At 34.0% G+C, this 15317-nt stretch carries 13 protein-coding genes; 5 read left to right on the top strand and 8 right to left on the bottom strand.

The features are described from left to right. Window positions 1–29: 29 nt before the first annotated feature. Complete coding sequence (locus tag ACK4R1_RS11860) at window positions 30–1751, bottom strand: TonB-dependent receptor (protein ID WP_409687152.1); 1722 nt, start codon at window positions 1749–1751, stop codon at window positions 30–32. A 76-nt stretch (window positions 1752–1827) separates the two neighbouring features. Continuing rightward, window positions 1828–4842: a tetratricopeptide repeat protein gene (locus tag ACK4R1_RS11865; RefSeq protein ID WP_409687155.1), complete on the bottom strand. Its 3015-nt coding sequence runs from the start codon at window positions 4840–4842 to the stop codon at window positions 1828–1830. Window positions 4843–5098: 256 nt separating this feature from the next. Here ACK4R1_RS11865 and ACK4R1_RS11870 point away from each other — a divergent pair, with 256 nt between their 5' ends. Next, entirely contained in the window at window positions 5099–5782 is a 684-nt protein-coding gene (locus tag ACK4R1_RS11870; protein ID WP_409687158.1) for a cell division ATP-binding protein FtsE, read from the top strand. Here ACK4R1_RS11870 and ACK4R1_RS11875 read toward each other — a convergent pair. Both ACK4R1_RS11875 and ACK4R1_RS11880 read right to left on the bottom strand, forming a co-directional pair. Then, the gene (locus ACK4R1_RS11875) at window positions 5751–6926 is read right to left on the bottom strand and encodes a hypothetical protein (RefSeq protein WP_409687161.1); all 1176 of its coding nucleotides are present in this window, start codon (window positions 6924–6926) and stop codon (window positions 5751–5753) included. The two genes, ACK4R1_RS11870 and ACK4R1_RS11875, sit on opposite strands and share 32 nt — an antisense overlap. Window positions 6927–7017: 91 nt before the next feature. Further along, on the bottom strand, window positions 7018–7836 hold the full coding sequence (locus ACK4R1_RS11880; RefSeq protein WP_409687164.1) for a 2OG-Fe(II) oxygenase: 819 nt from the start codon (window positions 7834–7836) through the stop codon (window positions 7018–7020). Between the two features lie 63 nt (window positions 7837–7899). On the opposite strand from ACK4R1_RS11880, the gene ACK4R1_RS11885 reads away from it, so the two are divergent. Beyond that, complete coding sequence (locus ACK4R1_RS11885) at window positions 7900–8796, top strand: glycosyltransferase family 2 protein (RefSeq protein ID WP_409687167.1); 897 nt, start codon at window positions 7900–7902, stop codon at window positions 8794–8796. After that, window positions 8796–9722: a glycosyltransferase family 2 protein gene (locus ACK4R1_RS11890; RefSeq protein WP_409687170.1), complete on the top strand. Its 927-nt coding sequence runs from the start codon at window positions 8796–8798 to the stop codon at window positions 9720–9722. Before ACK4R1_RS11885 ends, ACK4R1_RS11890 begins: the two co-directional genes overlap by 1 nt. On the opposite strand, the gene ACK4R1_RS11895 is transcribed toward ACK4R1_RS11890, so the two are convergent. After that, the gene (locus ACK4R1_RS11895) at window positions 9708–10112 is read right to left on the bottom strand and encodes a sugar 3,4-ketoisomerase (RefSeq protein WP_409687173.1); all 405 of its coding nucleotides are present in this window, start codon (window positions 10110–10112) and stop codon (window positions 9708–9710) included. The two genes, ACK4R1_RS11890 and ACK4R1_RS11895, sit on opposite strands and share 15 nt — an antisense overlap. Continuing rightward, window positions 10105–11193, bottom strand: a complete 1089-nt coding sequence (locus tag ACK4R1_RS11900; protein WP_409687176.1) for a glycosyltransferase — start codon at window positions 11191–11193, stop codon at window positions 10105–10107. Before ACK4R1_RS11900 ends, ACK4R1_RS11895 begins: the two co-directional genes overlap by 8 nt. A gap of 146 nt (window positions 11194–11339) precedes the next feature. On the opposite strand from ACK4R1_RS11900, the gene ACK4R1_RS11905 reads away from it, so the two are divergent. Further along, window positions 11340–12476: a glycosyltransferase gene (locus ACK4R1_RS11905; protein ID WP_409687179.1), complete on the top strand. Its 1137-nt coding sequence runs from the start codon at window positions 11340–11342 to the stop codon at window positions 12474–12476. A gap of 100 nt (window positions 12477–12576) precedes the next feature. Continuing rightward, entirely contained in the window at window positions 12577–13104 is a 528-nt protein-coding gene (locus ACK4R1_RS11910) for a DapH/DapD/GlmU-related protein (RefSeq protein ID WP_409687181.1), read from the top strand. Here ACK4R1_RS11910 and ACK4R1_RS11915 read toward each other — a convergent pair whose 3' ends face one another. Together ACK4R1_RS11915 and ACK4R1_RS11920 are read right to left on the bottom strand one after the other, a co-directional pair. Next, the gene (locus tag ACK4R1_RS11915; protein ID WP_409687184.1) at window positions 13105–13842 is read right to left on the bottom strand and encodes an acyltransferase; all 738 of its coding nucleotides are present in this window, start codon (window positions 13840–13842) and stop codon (window positions 13105–13107) included. A 2-nt stretch (window positions 13843–13844) separates the two neighbouring features. Continuing rightward, window positions 13845–15314, bottom strand: coding sequence for an oligosaccharide flippase family protein (locus ACK4R1_RS11920; protein WP_409687187.1), 1470 nt, complete (start codon window positions 15312–15314; stop codon window positions 13845–13847). Between the last annotated feature and the right edge of the window lie 3 nt (window positions 15315–15317).

The following is a 15317-nucleotide window of genomic DNA, read 5'->3' on the forward strand; positions in this document are numbered from 1 at the left end:
CTAAAAATCCATTAATCCAATAACCCGAATTAAAAATCAAATTTATAACTCGCGCCACCTAAAATCTGTAATCCTTGCACCGGATAGTTTAACCAACGCTGATAATCCTGATTGGCCAAGTTGTTTCCTTTTAAGAAAAAGGTCATTCGCTCGCTGTATTTGAAGCCGACGTGTGCATTTAAATCGAAATAACTATCCAAAGTCACATTCTGAATTGGATAACTTGTAAACAATGAACTGCGGATGAATTGGTCTTTTCGTTCTCCAACAAAAAACAAATTGGTTCCGGCGTACCATTTTGGGGTAATATTGACATCTAAATTTGCCCCTACTTTTATACCTGGCAAATTCCATGCTTCACCTTGTGCATCCATCGTGTAACTGTTGAAAGTTCCGTTAATACCAAAGGTTACATTTTTAGAAAAATCGGCTTTCAATTCACCAAAGAAACTAATGGTTTTCACATTGTCATACAATACATTGAAAGAATTTCCGAAAGTATAACCATCGGTATTCGGATTGTTTTCATCATAACCATAACTTTTAAATAACGGTTTGTTTTCTTCACTTAAGTAAGATCCTCGAAGATTATAACTCACGCTGTTGGCTAATTTTCCTTTTAATCCAACGTATACATCAAATTTTTGATCTGTTGGCGCGATACCTAATGTTGGTGCCACAAAGAAATTTTCCTGAACAAAATCGTGATAAGAATTTTGCTTTAACGCACCTTCAATTCCGGCGTAGAAAATCATTAAATCACCCACAACTCTATACGAACCGGTAACTTGCGGATAAATAAAGAATTTACTTTCACCTTGCTCTTGCGCCGCGCTGTAAAAGAAACCAACTCCGGCATTAATAGTCAAATCGTCTTTTTGAATTCTAACACTCGGTTGGAAACCAACATTGGTAAAACCGTATTTATAACTCGGATTTCCTGAAATATCTTGGTCAAATGAGCCACTGATGTAATCTACGATAAAATCTGCTTTAATCTTTTGTTCTACAATGTCAAACTCCAAGGAAGGCTTGGCTACAAAGCGATTTTCTGCCGAACCGAAAGCATCCCAGAAACGACTGAATTTTATAGAACTTTCTTTTAAAATGCTACCTAATCCTAATCTTCCTCCAACATACAACGTATGATAAGTTTGTTGCTCATCAATGGTTTCAATTATTGCATCCGAAAAAATACCGGATGGAATTCCGTACCAATTGTAAATTTGGTTTTTATACCCTAAATCGGCATTCCATGACATGGCTTTTGTTCGGCTTCCATAAGTTAAATCTAAAGCAGTATTCATGAATTTATCATCTAAAACGACCTCTTTAATTCCGCCTTGGGAAGAACTGTGACGCAACATACCGCCGAAATAATCTGTATTGCTTACATTTTCAGTCACAAATAATTCAACATTGGCGGTGCCATAATTTCCGGCAGCTAAAGTCAAATAATTACTAAATATTTTCTCTTCAGGCGATTTGTCTACATTGGCTGCTTTTCCTTTAGAAGGCGCAAAAGTGGAAGCTACCGGAAAAGAAAAAATGTTGTACTTAATATTTTCTTTTTTCTGCGTATCTTCATCGTCTAAGGTTGGCGTTTCCTTTACTTTAAAAGCGTCGGAGATTGTTGGTGTATATGGTTTTACCACGTTTACGACTTCAGTTCCGATATTATCGTCTTTCTTTTGGGCAAAGGAGATTTGGGTCAAAAAGAGAACGGCTACTATATATTTTACTTGTTTCATATCTATTTAAAAATTACAGAGAGATTACTTCGTCAATTCGTCCTATCGGACTTGGGTTGCAAAGAAACTCAGAGATTTATTCATCTATCGAAGAATTCGTTTTGGCGGCTTCGCCTTTGATAATATTCAATTCAGCTTGTGCTTCGGCTACAATATCAGCATAAGAGGCAAAGTTTTTAATCACACTATCCAAGATTGATGTTGCGCTGAAATTGTCTTTCATTTGGTAATAGTTTTTGGCCATTACAATCAAACCTTTCGCCCCAAAATATTTATAACCTGAATAATCTTTGGCCAATTTTTGGACCGTTTTATTCGAGTCTTCATATTTGCCGTCTTTGTTTTTGAAATACGCTTCATAATATAAGGCTTCGGCAGCTAATTCGCCTTTAGCAATGGTTAATAATTTAGCGTAAGCCACACGTGCTTTAGGCTCATCATTCACTTGAATCGCAGCTCGGGCAACAATAATTTGGGCATCACTTTTTACTTTATTGTCGGTTTTAGGATTTGCCAAAACTTTGTCTGCATACAATACCGCATTGGTGTAATCTTTTTGTTCATAATAAGCACGCATCAAATTGGCTTGTGCAAAAGTGACGTTTTGAGGAAAATCGGCTTCCGTTTCTAAGCGCTTTAATACCGGAGTAGCTTTGCTGTAATCGTTTTTCTTAAGATGTATTTCCGACAAACGGGCTAACGATTGTTCTGTAAACTCGTTTCTCTGTTTGTTAATAACGTATTCATAACCAGCCACTGAATTGCTTTCCAAACCATCTGCATAATAGGATTGTGCCAAATAGAAATTGGCTTTCAACGCGTGAATTCCGTTAGGAAATTTGGAAACATAACTGCTCAAAGAAGAAATGGCTTGTTTAGTATTGTTCTGCAAATATTGTTTTTCAGCTGCTTCGTAGGTATCGTTATCCAATTCGGCGTCAGACACTTCTACAAAATCTAAAGTCCTTACCCAAGACGCGTATTCATCAACTTTTCCTTTATCCATATAAATCAAACGCGCAGTAGAAACCGCTTCCAAAGCTTCAGGAGATTTTGGATAATCTGCGGCTACTTTTTTGAATTTGGCCAAAGCCAGATCTTCTTTTTGCGAATTATAATACACTAAACCTTGGCGTAAAACCGCTTTAGCGGCAAACGAACCGTTTTTGAATTCGGCCAACAATTGGTCGTAAGTTTTCACGGCCAAATCGGTTTTGTTTTCATTCACATAAGTATTTCCTAACTCAAATAATGCGTCATCTCGGTATTTTGACGTTTTGAAATTTTGCAAAAACTTATTAAAATCTTCAATCTTTTTATCATTTCTAGACACAAAACCATAACTCAAGGCTTTTTGAAAGGCTGCATAATCAGCGTCAATACCTTTCATTTCGATGGCTTTGTTATAAGCATCCATGGCCGGCCAATATTTAGAAGTCACAAAACGTGAATCGCCCAAACGCAAATACGCATCATTCAAACGCACTTTATCGTCTTTGGTACCATCGATAAAACTTTGGAAATAATTTCCGGCTTGGTCGTATTCTTTTTGCTTGAAATAAGCATAAGCAATATTGTAATTGATATTCTTGTATTCCGGTGTTTCTTTGGCGGAAGCGTAACCTGTAAATTGTTTGAAACTCAACAAGGCTTCGTTGAAATTATCCAAAACATATTCGGTTTCGCCTTTCCAGAAAGTGGCTCTTGCAGTGAATTTTTCGTTTCTTGGTGTCGCAATTGACTTTTTGAACATACTTAAAGCGCCTTTATAATCACCATCGGTATACAATTCAATTCCGCGGTAGAATGTAACTTTTTGATAAGCCGGTTTATTGGTTTCAGTATTGTTTTTTTCTAATAGGGTTAAAGCGTCTTTGTAATTTTTCGAAGTGATGTACGAATTGATTAACAACGTTTCAATCTCTGTTTTACTGGAAGAATTGGGATATTTGGTCAAAAACGCTGACAACACATCCGGAACTGATTGGTAGGAGTTTCCGATTTCGTAACTCAATTTAGCATAATTCAAATTGGCATCTTCTTGAATTTGTTTGTCAAAATCCATTTCAGAAGCACTTTTGAAAGCGTTTAAGGCTTGTTGTTTTTTATCGGTTTTAAAATAACATTCTCCTAAGTGATAGTAACCGTTTTGGGCTACGAAGTCTTTCCCATCAATAATTTTATTGAATTGCAAAATGGCATTTTCATAGTCTTTTTGCATGTAGTAAGTGTAACCCAATTGGTAATAATCAGTGTTGCTCCATTTGCCTTTCTTGCCTTTGTATTCCTTTAAATAAGGCAATGCTTTATCGTATTGCTTCAAATTGAAATAGCTCTCGCCTATGATTTTATTCAATTCTGATTTCTCTGAAGCATTAGAATTCGGCATAGCGACTAAACCGGCTTGGATAGCTTGCTCAAATTCACCGGCTTTAAAATGCATGTCGGCTTTGAAATAAGACAATTTTTCTTTGTACTTTTCTTCGTTTTCTACTTTTTGAAAATACTTATTGGCTTCCTGATAATTGTTATCTTCATATTTTATGAATCCTAAGTAGTAATTAGCTTGCGCACCGTATTCTTTAGAATTCACTACTTTTTTAAAATACTCATCCGCTACTTTTTTATTACCGGCTGTAAAATACGCATAGCCTTTTTGGAATGTAAATTTTTCGGTTTGCTCATAAGTCAAAGCACTTTCGTCTACTTTGTCAAAATATTGCAAGGCTTGAGGGAATTTGCCTTGTTCGAAATAGTATTGTGCCACTTCTATGTACGCCTGATTTTGCTTTGAACTTGTTGGGTAATCCGCAACGAATTTCTCCATTAATTCATCAGCATTATTCTGATTCAAATGAATGGCACAATTGGCAATGTAATAAGCACAGTCAGATTGAACATCTTCTGCTCTACTGTCTTGTTTTACTCTTTCAAAAAGAATTTGGGCCGATTGGTACTGCTTGTCTTTATACAATAAAATGGCTTTATCGAATTCAGATAAATTATGGGTATAAATAGCAGATTGTTGGGCTGAAACTGTTGAAATTCCGCCAACAGTCAATAGAAAACATAACATTAAAACTCTACGCATGGTTTATTTTTTTACTTATCCAAAAATATTACTCTATACACTAATAACGCAAAAACTACAGTATTTATTATAAACATTCTTTTAAACAATTTCATTTGAGAAAAAGATAAAAGACGAAGAGACAAAAAGACGTAAGACATTCTATTCTTAATGAGTCTATTATCCATCCGTCTATCATCTATTATTGGAATTAGAAAAATATATTTTGAATTCAAGCCTTATCTTTATTACTTTTACCAAATAAACCCAATTACTCATGTCAGAAACAGTTTTATCTTTAAAAAACGTTACGATTTATCAAGAAAAGAAAGTGATTTTATCACAAGTTAACTTGGAAGTAAAAGAAGGTGAATTCCTTTATATCATTGGTAAAACGGGAACGGGTAAAAGCAGTTTTATGAAAACTTTGTACGGTGATTTGCCCTTGACCGAAGGAACCGGAAACATCGTTGGCTATGATTTGGTGAATCTTAAAGAAAATGACATTCCTTTTTTAAGGAGAAAGATCGGAATTGTTTTTCAGGATTTTCAGTTGTTGCATGACAGAAGCGTAAACAAAAACATGTTATTTGTTTTAAAAGCCACCGGCTGGAGTGATGAAAAAGCCATGCAAGAGAAAATTGATGAAGTTCTTGAAAAAGTGGGTTTAAAAGGAATTGCCAACAAAATGCCGCACCAACTTTCGGGCGGAGAACAACAAAGAGTTGCCATTGCCAGAGCTTTGTTAAACGATCCTGAATTAATTTTAGCTGATGAGCCAACCGGAAATTTAGATCCGCAAACCAGCGCTGAAGTATTGGCGGTATTGAAAAAAATCAACGAAAATGGTAAAACGGTAATCATGGCCACGCACGATTATGCAGTGATTATGAAATTCCCTTCGAAAACTTTGAAATGCGAAGACAATACTATTTTTGAAGTGGTTCAGAAAACGGTTTAAACCAATTGCTATCGGATAAAAATTTGCCTAAAAGTAAAATTACGAAAGGGAAAGTTACTAGGTGAAATCTATCACCTTGACCACACGATATTCCTGAAAGCACAATGATATAAGTTATGAAAAAAGCTGTAAAAAAGTATAGCCTTTCTCTTTTATAATATTTGAATAGAAAGTAAGCTGAAAGAAAAACTGCCAATAAAGTAAATAATCTGTTTTGCCATTTGGTGGTATCAAATAAAAAACGCTTTGAAATATCAAAAAAATTCTGATCAACACTTCTTAAGTTTTTACATTCCTCAATACAACTATTTCCGCTTACGGTATTATCAAGAACATCTAAAACATAAGCCTTTATTAAGTTGGTAGTATTGAATTGCAATTGGTCTTTAAAATCTTCGGATGCGATTTCTTTTTGCCGACTTGGTTCACTACTGAATATATAATCTGCTCTTGGATTATTCAATTGACGGTATTCTTTTCCATATTCAATGCACTTGGCCTTACTTCCGATGTAACCGTAATAAGTTGGTGCGTCTATATAACTAATGGTGAAATCACCGAATTGGTATTTCATTCCGCTACATTGCACCAAAATAAGAAAGAAACTGCCATATAAAAACCACATCGATTTAGCTTTATAATTTTTGAAAATGATTTTGACAAAATAAAGTAGAAAAACAATCGCTAAAAACTTTGATCCAGGCTTAATCAGCATTGTCAACAGCAATACACTCACCGAAAATGAAAGCCATAAAAATTGTTGTGTCTTATAATACTGAAGCAAAAAGTAAAAGGACAGCATTATCATGAATATATAAATGGTTTCAGTAAGCAAATGAAACACATGTGCTGTGTTACCAACAATGAATAAGGATAATACTGTAAAATAAAAAGCTACTTTTGGGCGGATAAAATCTTTTAAAATGGCAAACAACAACAAGGAAGAGGCCAACCAACAAAATATATTTATATAAAATCCAAAAGCAAAAATAAAAGCGTCAGAACTACCAAAGAGATAAGGAATGCCATTGATTAAAGCCATTAAAATAGGGCGATAAATATGACCCTTGTGGAAAATATATAAATTCTTAGCTGATTCTTGATAATTAAAAGAATCGGAATGCATCACGCCTTGAAGACTCATTTGCGAGATAAAATCGAAAAGAAATAACCATAGCAATCCAATCAAAACTATTAGTAGGTGATACCGGTATTTAGTCAGTAGTGCCTTCAAATTAATTGTCTTTCTTGTAAACATGGGGATTTTCCTTAATGCCTTTTTTGAATATTTTCCGCAAACACATTCTTAAAAATGTATCGGTTCTCAAGATCAAATCGGCGATTTTATTTTCAGGTCTGCCACGGAATGAAGTCACGTGAAATGTATCAGATTCCAATAGCGGTGAATCAGCAAAATAATAATTGGAAACACAACGGCGATATCCGTCAAAAACCACCGGAGAAACAGAATGCAACGAATTGTTATGGGTTTCCATAATCGCCAATCGATTGAATTTACTGTGAATAGTAATTTGCTTTTGCTCTAATCCATTAGGCCAAAGTTCCAAATTGCCACCATAATTTTCTTCCCAATCAGGCGTAACGTAATAGAGTAAATTCAGCACTCGCCACAAATTGCGGTCTTTGTCATGAGAATTGTCTAAATGCGGATTAAGAAATTGATTTTTACCCATTAAAGAAATTCCGCCGGCATATAAATTATCATCCGGAATGGGGTTTTTGATACAGCAAATTTCACCAATAACTTCCACTATTCTTTTGTCTTGAAAGGCATAAATAATTTCTTCCAACAACGGATGGTATAAATTCATTTGAGCCGCAACGTATTTGTTTTCGCGAATACTTTTCTTCAAAACCATTTGGTTAGGCTCCGGAAAAGCTTGGGAAATTTCTAAAGCTATTTCTTTAGGCAACAAATCATCTAAAAAAAAATAACCAATACCGGAATGGGTATTCCTAAACTGTATTTTCAGTTCTTCTTTATGGATATTTATCTTTTCAAAAATAAGATTTGCTAAATCAATTCGGTTCATAGTGTTGATATTGCCAAAAAATATATTTCTTTGTAAAGGTATTATTAAATTCCGATTTTCTAAATGATTTCAATCCTAATCCCTACATACAATTACAACACGTTGCCTTTGGTTGAAGAATTACACAATCAAATTCAGTTGGAAAACATCGAATTTGAAATCATTGTACAAGATGATGCTTCGCCTGTCAATGAAATTACAGCAATCAACTCAAAAATCAATCAGCTAAAGAATTGTTATTTTGAGCGTAATGAAACCAATTTAGGCCGAGGTCAAAATCGAAACTTAATGGTAACCAAAGCAAAATATGATTGGCTGTTGTTGTTGGATTGCGACATGTTTCCCAAAAGTAAAAACTTCTTCAAGATATATTTAAAAAGTCTTCAAAAAAGAAATCCAAAAGCTGTTTTCGGCGGCATCATCTATTTTGATGAAAAACCTAAAGACGATGCTGTTTTGAGATGGGTTTTTGGCAAAAACAGAGAAGAAATTCCGTTAAAAAAAAGATTGGCTAATCCTTATGATTACGCTTTAATTTCGAACATATTAATTCAAAAAGAATTGCTTATAGCGCATCCTTTTGACCTAGAAATTTTTCATTATGGATATGAAGACATTGTCTTTATTTTAGAGCTAAAGAAACACCAAATACCGATTACCCATATCGAAAATCCGACTTTTCATTTGAATTTGGAAAAATCAGTTATCTTTTTGGAGAAATTTCACAGTTCATTGCAAAATCTGAAATTACTGATTGACCGGAAAATCATCCGATACGAAGACACTGCTTTGACCAAAACTTACCTCAAAATTGAAAAAGCAAACATGGTAAAACTGGCGGTTTTTCTTTTCAAGATTTTCAAAAAGCGATTCACCAAAAACTTGCTTTCTAAAAATCCGTCGATTTTTATATTTGATGTTTATCGTTTGGGCTATTTTTGCCAATTAAAATCACGCTGATGCCTTATTTTTCAATAGTCATACCGGTTTTTAACAAAGAAAAATTTGTTGGCAAAACATTGAAAAGTGTTTTAGAGCAAACTTGTACTGACATTGAAATAATTATCATAAATGATGGTTCAACCGACAATAGCGAATCTGTTATACAAACTTTTCAAGACAATAGAATTCGCTATTTTTCAAAAACAAACGAAGGTGTTGCCATAGCCAGAAACTTTGGTATAGAGAAAGCTACAAGTGATTTTATTTGCTTTTTAGACGCCGATGATTTTTGGTATCCAAAGTTTTTGGAAACTATGAAATCAACCATTGAAAAACTTCCGGAACAAAAAGTATTGGCTTGCGCGATTGAAATTGAAACCGAAAACAAAACCTTTGCAGCGAAGTATTCTATTGATAAAAAAGCTGATTTTGAAATTGTCGATTTCTTTGATGCCAGCCAAAAAGAATGTGTACTTTGGACATCGAGTTCGGTTTTTCACCAAAGTGTTTTTGAAAACATTGGTCAATTCGATATTAATATTAAAAAAGGTGAAGACACAGAGTTATGGATTCGAGTTGGACTTCAATATCCGATTGTATTTGTTTGGGAAATTTTGGCTAAATATGTATATGACAAAAGCAGTATTTCTCGCAATCTGACTTACTTTTTTGAACCTTATACGTTTGAAAAATACGCTTTAGAAGAAAAGAAAAATCCGAAACTGAAACAATACCTGGATTTGAACCGATTTTCAGCCGTAATCAAATGCAAATTGAATGGCGATTTTGAAACCGCTAAACTACTTTACAAAGAAATCGATTTGAATAAAATAGGCTGGAAAAAAGTAATAATTATGGAATTTCCGATTATCGTACTGAAATTTCTTCTTGGTTTGAAAAACTTTTTAGCCAAAATCGGTCTAGGAAAATCAGTTTTTAGATAGTAAAAACTCCTCGTAATTGCGAATGTAATCGGCTTCAACAAAAACTTCTGAAGCGATAACCAAACAAACCGAACCAGCAGAAAAATTTTCCAATTCACGCCAAATCCCATTTGGAATCAACAAACCTTGATTAGGTTTATTCAAAGTGACTTTTCTTTGTTGCTGACCATCGTTCAACACGACATCAAAACTACCGCTTAAGGCTACCAAAAATTCGAGTTGTTCTATGTGCGAATGTCCGCCACGTCTGCTATCGCTTGGAATATCATACAAATAATAAACACGCTTCATTTCAAACGGAATGACCTCATTTTCAATTACGGAAAGGTTGCCACGAGTGTCGTGAACTTTAGGAATTTCGATGATTTTGGCGTCGTTTATACTAGTCATTTGCTTTTAATAAATTTTGCCATTGTTGGGCAATGGTTGTCAAAGATAAATGTTCTACACTTTTCTGAGCATTATTTTTACAGTTTTGGTGCAAATTTTCATCTGCAATCATCAAAGTCATAGCTTCAGCCAAAGCTTTTGGGTTGTGATTTTCTACTAACAATCCGTTGCCTTTATTTTGGACAATTTCTCTCGGACCGGTTTCGCAATCTACCGAAATTACCGGAGTTCCAACAGCCAAAGATTCCACCAATGACATGGGAAAACCTTCGAAATAACTCGACAAAACAGTAGCTTTCGCGTTTTGCACATAAGGAATAATGTCTTTTTGAAAAGGCAACACTTTTATAAAATCACTTAAATTTTTGCTTTTGATTTTGTTCAAAATGGCTTCTTTATCGGAACCATCACCTACCAAAAGTAAGCTGATCTTTTTCTCTTGCAATTTTGACATTTCATACGCTTCAATCAGCAAAGACAAATTCTTGATTTTGTCTTCCAATCTTCCGAAAAAAATGAAATAGTTATCCGGAATATCTTTTGGTTTTTCAAAAATGGTTTCCGAAAAAACTACCGGATTGTAAATGGTCGTTGTATTGCTAAATCCGTATTTTGCTTTGACTTTTTGCTCAATTTCATTGGAAACAAAAACCAATCTTGTAGCTTTTTCATATAGATATTTGGCCCAAAATATCGACTTTGGCAAATACATTTCGATGTCCGAGCTGTGAATCATGAAATAGGTTTTTCGATTGCCGTAAATCCATTTGGTGAAAATTTCACGCAATAACATTGGCCGCGAACGAATGTCGATGATGGATTCGATTTGGTTTTCGTGTAAATATTGGGCAATGTATTTTCCTTTCTTAATCGCTCTGAAAACACCTTTTTCTTGGGCGAACAATTGACCTAAGTTGACCAATTTCCCTTGATAATCATAAGCAACAAAATCTAAAATGATAATGTGATGTATTTCATATCCTAAATTGTGTAACATCAATCCTAACAAACTGGCAAATCGCTCGGCACCGCCAACACCAAGGGAAGCGGAAACTATAGCTATTTTATTGTTGTTTTTCATTTCTTACTTATATTGCAGAGATATTTTTTCAAAACGACATCAATTTTTTGTCAGCGTAAATATAGGTAAACACGATTAAAAATTGATACGGAGTTTACTTCTGACCTTAGAAACAATAACAAAAACAGAAGAAATATAGGAAGATAATGAAGATTTTACTCATTGGAGAATACAGTCGGCTACACAATTCATTGAAAGAAGGTTTGCTTGAGTTAGGAAACGAAGTAACTCTCTTAGGTTTCAAAGATGGTTTCAAGGATTTCCCCGTTGATTTTCCATTGGTTAAAAAATGGGATTACGGCTTGTTGAAAAAGGTAAAAGTAGGCGTTTTAAAACTGACCGGATTTGACATTTCTTCCTATTTGACATTTAAACAATTTCAGCAAAACCAGCAGCATTTTCAAGGCTTTGATGTGGTTCAACTCATTAATGAAAATAGTTTTTTTTGTGATTACCAGCATGAGAAAAAGATTTTAAACTATCTCTTCAAAAACAATAAAAAGGTCTTTTTACTTTCTGCCGGAGATGATTATGCATATGTAAATTACAATTTCAATCATCCTGAAAATCCATCGATTGTAAAACCTTACTTAGCCGGGAAAATTGCGGACAAAGACTTTTCAAATGTTTTAAAATTCAGAAAAAAATCGTTTAAAAAACTGCATGATTTCATTTACCAAAACATTCAAGGTGTAATAGCAACCGACATCGATTATCACATTCCGTTGCAAAATCACTCGAAATATTTAGGATTGATTCCGAGTCCGATAAACTTGACAAAATTTCCTGAAAATGAATTAAAAATCAGTGACAGAATCATTATTTTCCATGGTATTAACCGCGAAAGTTATTTTAAAAAAGGGAATAATTATTTTGAAAAAGCGTTAGAAGTTATCAAGCAAAAATATGCCAACCAAATTGACATTTTTGTAACCGAAAATGTGCCGTACAATGATTACATAAACCGTTACAACCAAGCGCACATTGTTTTAGATCAATTATACGGCCACGACCAAGGCAGCAACGCATTGGAAGCAATGGCAAAAGGCAAAGTGGTTTTTACCAATGCGAGTGAAGCTTTTGAAAAGCGTTACAACTTAACAGAGAAAGTGGCTGTAAATGCAATGCCTGATGTAGATTATTTGGTTACCCAATTGTCATTCTTAATTGAAAATCCCGAAGAGATAAAAGCTATTGGCAAACGGGCTCGAAAGTTCATTGAAAAAGAGCATGATTATTTGAAAATCGCTGAATATTTCACGACAATTTGGTTAAATAACTAAACCGTTAAGTTGATAAATTAAGATTAAAATTTTGTTTAGAAAGTTTTCATTTAATAATTAAATACTTAATTTCGGAAATTACTTTAAACGTACAAAAGAAATGAAAAGCTCCATAATTTCAGAGAAAGCAAAAATAGGAAAGAATGTTGAAATTGGACATTTTTGTATCATAGATGAAGATGTAGTTATTGGAGATAATACTGTCATAAAAAATTATGTTGAACTCAGAAAAGGCACCATCGTTGGAGACAATTGTTTTCTAGATTCAAGAGTAACCTCTTCAGGAAACTGCGTAATTGGCAATAATGTAACTATTAGATACGACAGCATAATAGCTCGAGGAGTCAAAATTGGCGATAATACTTATATCAGCCCTAAGATGATGTCCAATAACTTAAACACAAATATGCATCAGATTGGTGGTGCGGAAATTGGTAAAAATGTTTTTATAGGAACCAACTGTGTCCTCCAACACGGCATAAAGATTGGAGACAATACTATATTAGGCTCGCTTTCATTTATTAACAAGGACATTCCAACAAATGAAGTTTGGTTTGGAAACCCTGCAAAATTTTATAAAAAAAATGACGATGTCGAAAACTCAAACGATATCCATTTAAACAGATAATTACATTCTTATAATTTTATATTTTTTTAGTAATTCTTTCTCCCCTTCCCAATCTCGTGTATAGTCATTTTTTATTAGTTTAGCAGGTACACCTCCTATTAGAATGTTGTTCCCTAAACCACTATAATCTTTATTGCATACAGTATTTGAAGCAATGACACAGAAATCAGGAGTTGAAGTATTTGGCATAATACTAACTCTGTTTGAAACAGCATTGTGTGTGCCTAAAATGATAGGGGAAGAAATTGGATAATATTGACCAGTGATACTATTTTTCATTGGGTGTGAATTAGTGTCTATAATTTGTGACTCATAGCCTATACCCGTCCAGTCGCCAATTGTTATTTTATTAGTGCAAATCAGTTTAACATTAGAGCCTAGACAAGACATATAACCCATCTCACAAACTGCATTTTTAGCTATATATAAAAGGACATCTTTACCCATATGTACTGGTCCATTGATGATTAACTTTCCCTTTAAAATAAACTCAGCCATACCCTTAGATTTTTGCGCTATCTCGAAATGGTGACCAAAACCAAACATCCCGCTTTCAATCGGTGCATTAAGTATAATTTCCCCACTAATATCCTGAAAGTTTACTTTACCAAAAAAAACACATGGTAATTTTCTTGCCGTTTGAAAAGGAAACTTTTTAAAGTTGAAATACAGCGTTTTTGTCCAGTTAATGGAATAATAAAGTTGCATTTTTTGATATAAATTTCTCAACAATCCCATGTTTATTTATTTTTTCTCGAAAAGAAGTCTTTAAAATTTAGCCTTTTATTCAATTGAACAAATGAAAATCCAAACGAAATCAGAATTAAAACTGACAGCAATATATACTTTAAAACAACCGATTCAATATTTAAAGATAAAAAAGATCCTAAACAAATGAGAATACAAAAGAAAAACAATTTGTAGAATTCCTTGTCAAATTCAAAATCATATCGCTTTGCGGTAATCAATTTCAATCCGAAAAAATGAATGATATAATTCACCAAAAAAGTAATTCCTAAACCTTCCAATCCATAAAAATAAAACCCTAAAATATTGATTATTAAAAAAAGTGAATTAAAAAAAATAGACGTTTTGATAAAAATTCTGGAATCGCCTTTGGCTATTAAAACATAACCCATCGACCAGGAAACCGCTTTGACAATCATACCCAAAATACCCCAGCAAACCAAAGGCACAATCGGCAAAAACTCTTTAGAATAAAGCAATCGAATGACTGTTGGCGCAAAAACCAAAAAAAGGACAACAATTGGAGTCAACAATAAAATGGCTATGATAGATTGTTCAGTTACTAACTTTTTTACCTGTACGTTATCGTGACACACTTTGGCCAATCTTGGAAAATAATCGGTTGCCATTGCAGTAAAAATAACGCCAACATAAGTGTTTAAAATCGTAAAAGCAGCACTGTAAAACCCAACTTCCGAGACACTTTTGTAATTACTTATAAAAACCTGAAGCAAATAAGAAGACAAAGTAGTTAGTAAACCAATTAAACTAAGTGAAAAACCAAGTACAATCAGTTGTTTACCTTCAGCAAAGACTTCTTTATTGGTCAACTTAACATTCTCAATTTTGATTTTGGCTCTATAATAAAAAGCAACAAGCATCGCTATCACGGAAGAAAGTACAATCGACGGCACAATTCCGTTTATTTTAAACCAATAATACAAAGGCAACGAAATCAACAAACCCAACAAATTGCCATATAAATTGGCTTTGGCCAAATATTGAATCTTGCTTAATCCTTGAAGAACGACCAAACTTCCGTTGGCTAATTGCTTAAATAACAAAGTGGAAGCAATCAAAACAAAAGCTAAAGTATATTGATCATTCCCGAAAGTCACTCGGCTTAAAATAGGAGATAAAACGGCTACCGAAATCGCTCCCAAAATACCCGTAATCCAAATCAATCTTCTCAGAATTGACACTTCTTTGCCTAGTGATTCAGCATTTTTTTCAGCAGTTGAAATGGCCTTAATGCCACTGGTTTCTATACCGGCGTTGGTAAAACTTCCAACCAAATTGATTGCCGAATTGAATAATCCGATAAGCCCAATTCCTGCTGGACCGATTAGTAATGCAATGATTTTAGATCGAACCAAAGAAATTAAAATCCCAAAAACCTGTACACTTCCAAAAATAGAAGTTGACTTGATGATTTGTCGATATGAAGATTGGGCATCTGTCATGCA

The organism is Flavobacterium sp., from assembly GCF_046293665.1.
Classification (GTDB): Bacteria; Bacteroidota; Bacteroidia; order Flavobacteriales; family Flavobacteriaceae; genus Flavobacterium.

Bases quoted from the DNA above. Each gene is read 5' to 3' on its own strand.
- ACK4R1_RS11870 (WP_409687158.1), top strand. From the start codon at position 5,099: ATGTCAGAAACAGTTTTATCTTTAAAAAACGTTACGATTTATCAAGAA.
- ACK4R1_RS11915 (WP_409687184.1), bottom strand. From the start codon at position 13,842: ATGGGATTGTTGAGAAATTTATATCAAAAAATGCAACTTTATTATTCC.
- ACK4R1_RS11875 (WP_409687161.1), bottom strand. From the start codon at position 6,926: ATGAGTCTTCAAGGCGTGATGCATTCCGATTCTTTTAATTATCAAGAA.
- ACK4R1_RS11890 (WP_409687170.1), top strand. From the start codon at position 8,796: ATGCCTTATTTTTCAATAGTCATACCGGTTTTTAACAAAGAAAAATTT.
- ACK4R1_RS11885 (WP_409687167.1), top strand. From the start codon at position 7,900: ATGATTTCAATCCTAATCCCTACATACAATTACAACACGTTGCCTTTG.
- ACK4R1_RS11905 (WP_409687179.1), top strand. From the start codon at position 11,340: ATGAAGATTTTACTCATTGGAGAATACAGTCGGCTACACAATTCATTG.
- ACK4R1_RS11900 (WP_409687176.1), bottom strand. From the start codon at position 11,193: ATGAAAAACAACAATAAAATAGCTATAGTTTCCGCTTCCCTTGGTGTT.
- ACK4R1_RS11860 (WP_409687152.1), bottom strand. From the start codon at position 1,751: ATGAAACAAGTAAAATATATAGTAGCCGTTCTCTTTTTGACCCAAATC.
- ACK4R1_RS11895 (WP_409687173.1), bottom strand. From the start codon at position 10,112: ATGACTAGTATAAACGACGCCAAAATCATCGAAATTCCTAAAGTTCAC.
- ACK4R1_RS11865 (WP_409687155.1), bottom strand. From the start codon at position 4,842: ATGCGTAGAGTTTTAATGTTATGTTTTCTATTGACTGTTGGCGGAATT.
- ACK4R1_RS11880 (WP_409687164.1), bottom strand. From the start codon at position 7,836: ATGAACCGAATTGATTTAGCAAATCTTATTTTTGAAAAGATAAATATC.
- ACK4R1_RS11910 (WP_409687181.1), top strand. From the start codon at position 12,577: ATGAAAAGCTCCATAATTTCAGAGAAAGCAAAAATAGGAAAGAATGTT.
- ACK4R1_RS11920 (WP_409687187.1), bottom strand. From the start codon at position 15,314: ATGACAGATGCCCAATCTTCATATCGACAAATCATCAAGTCAACTTCT.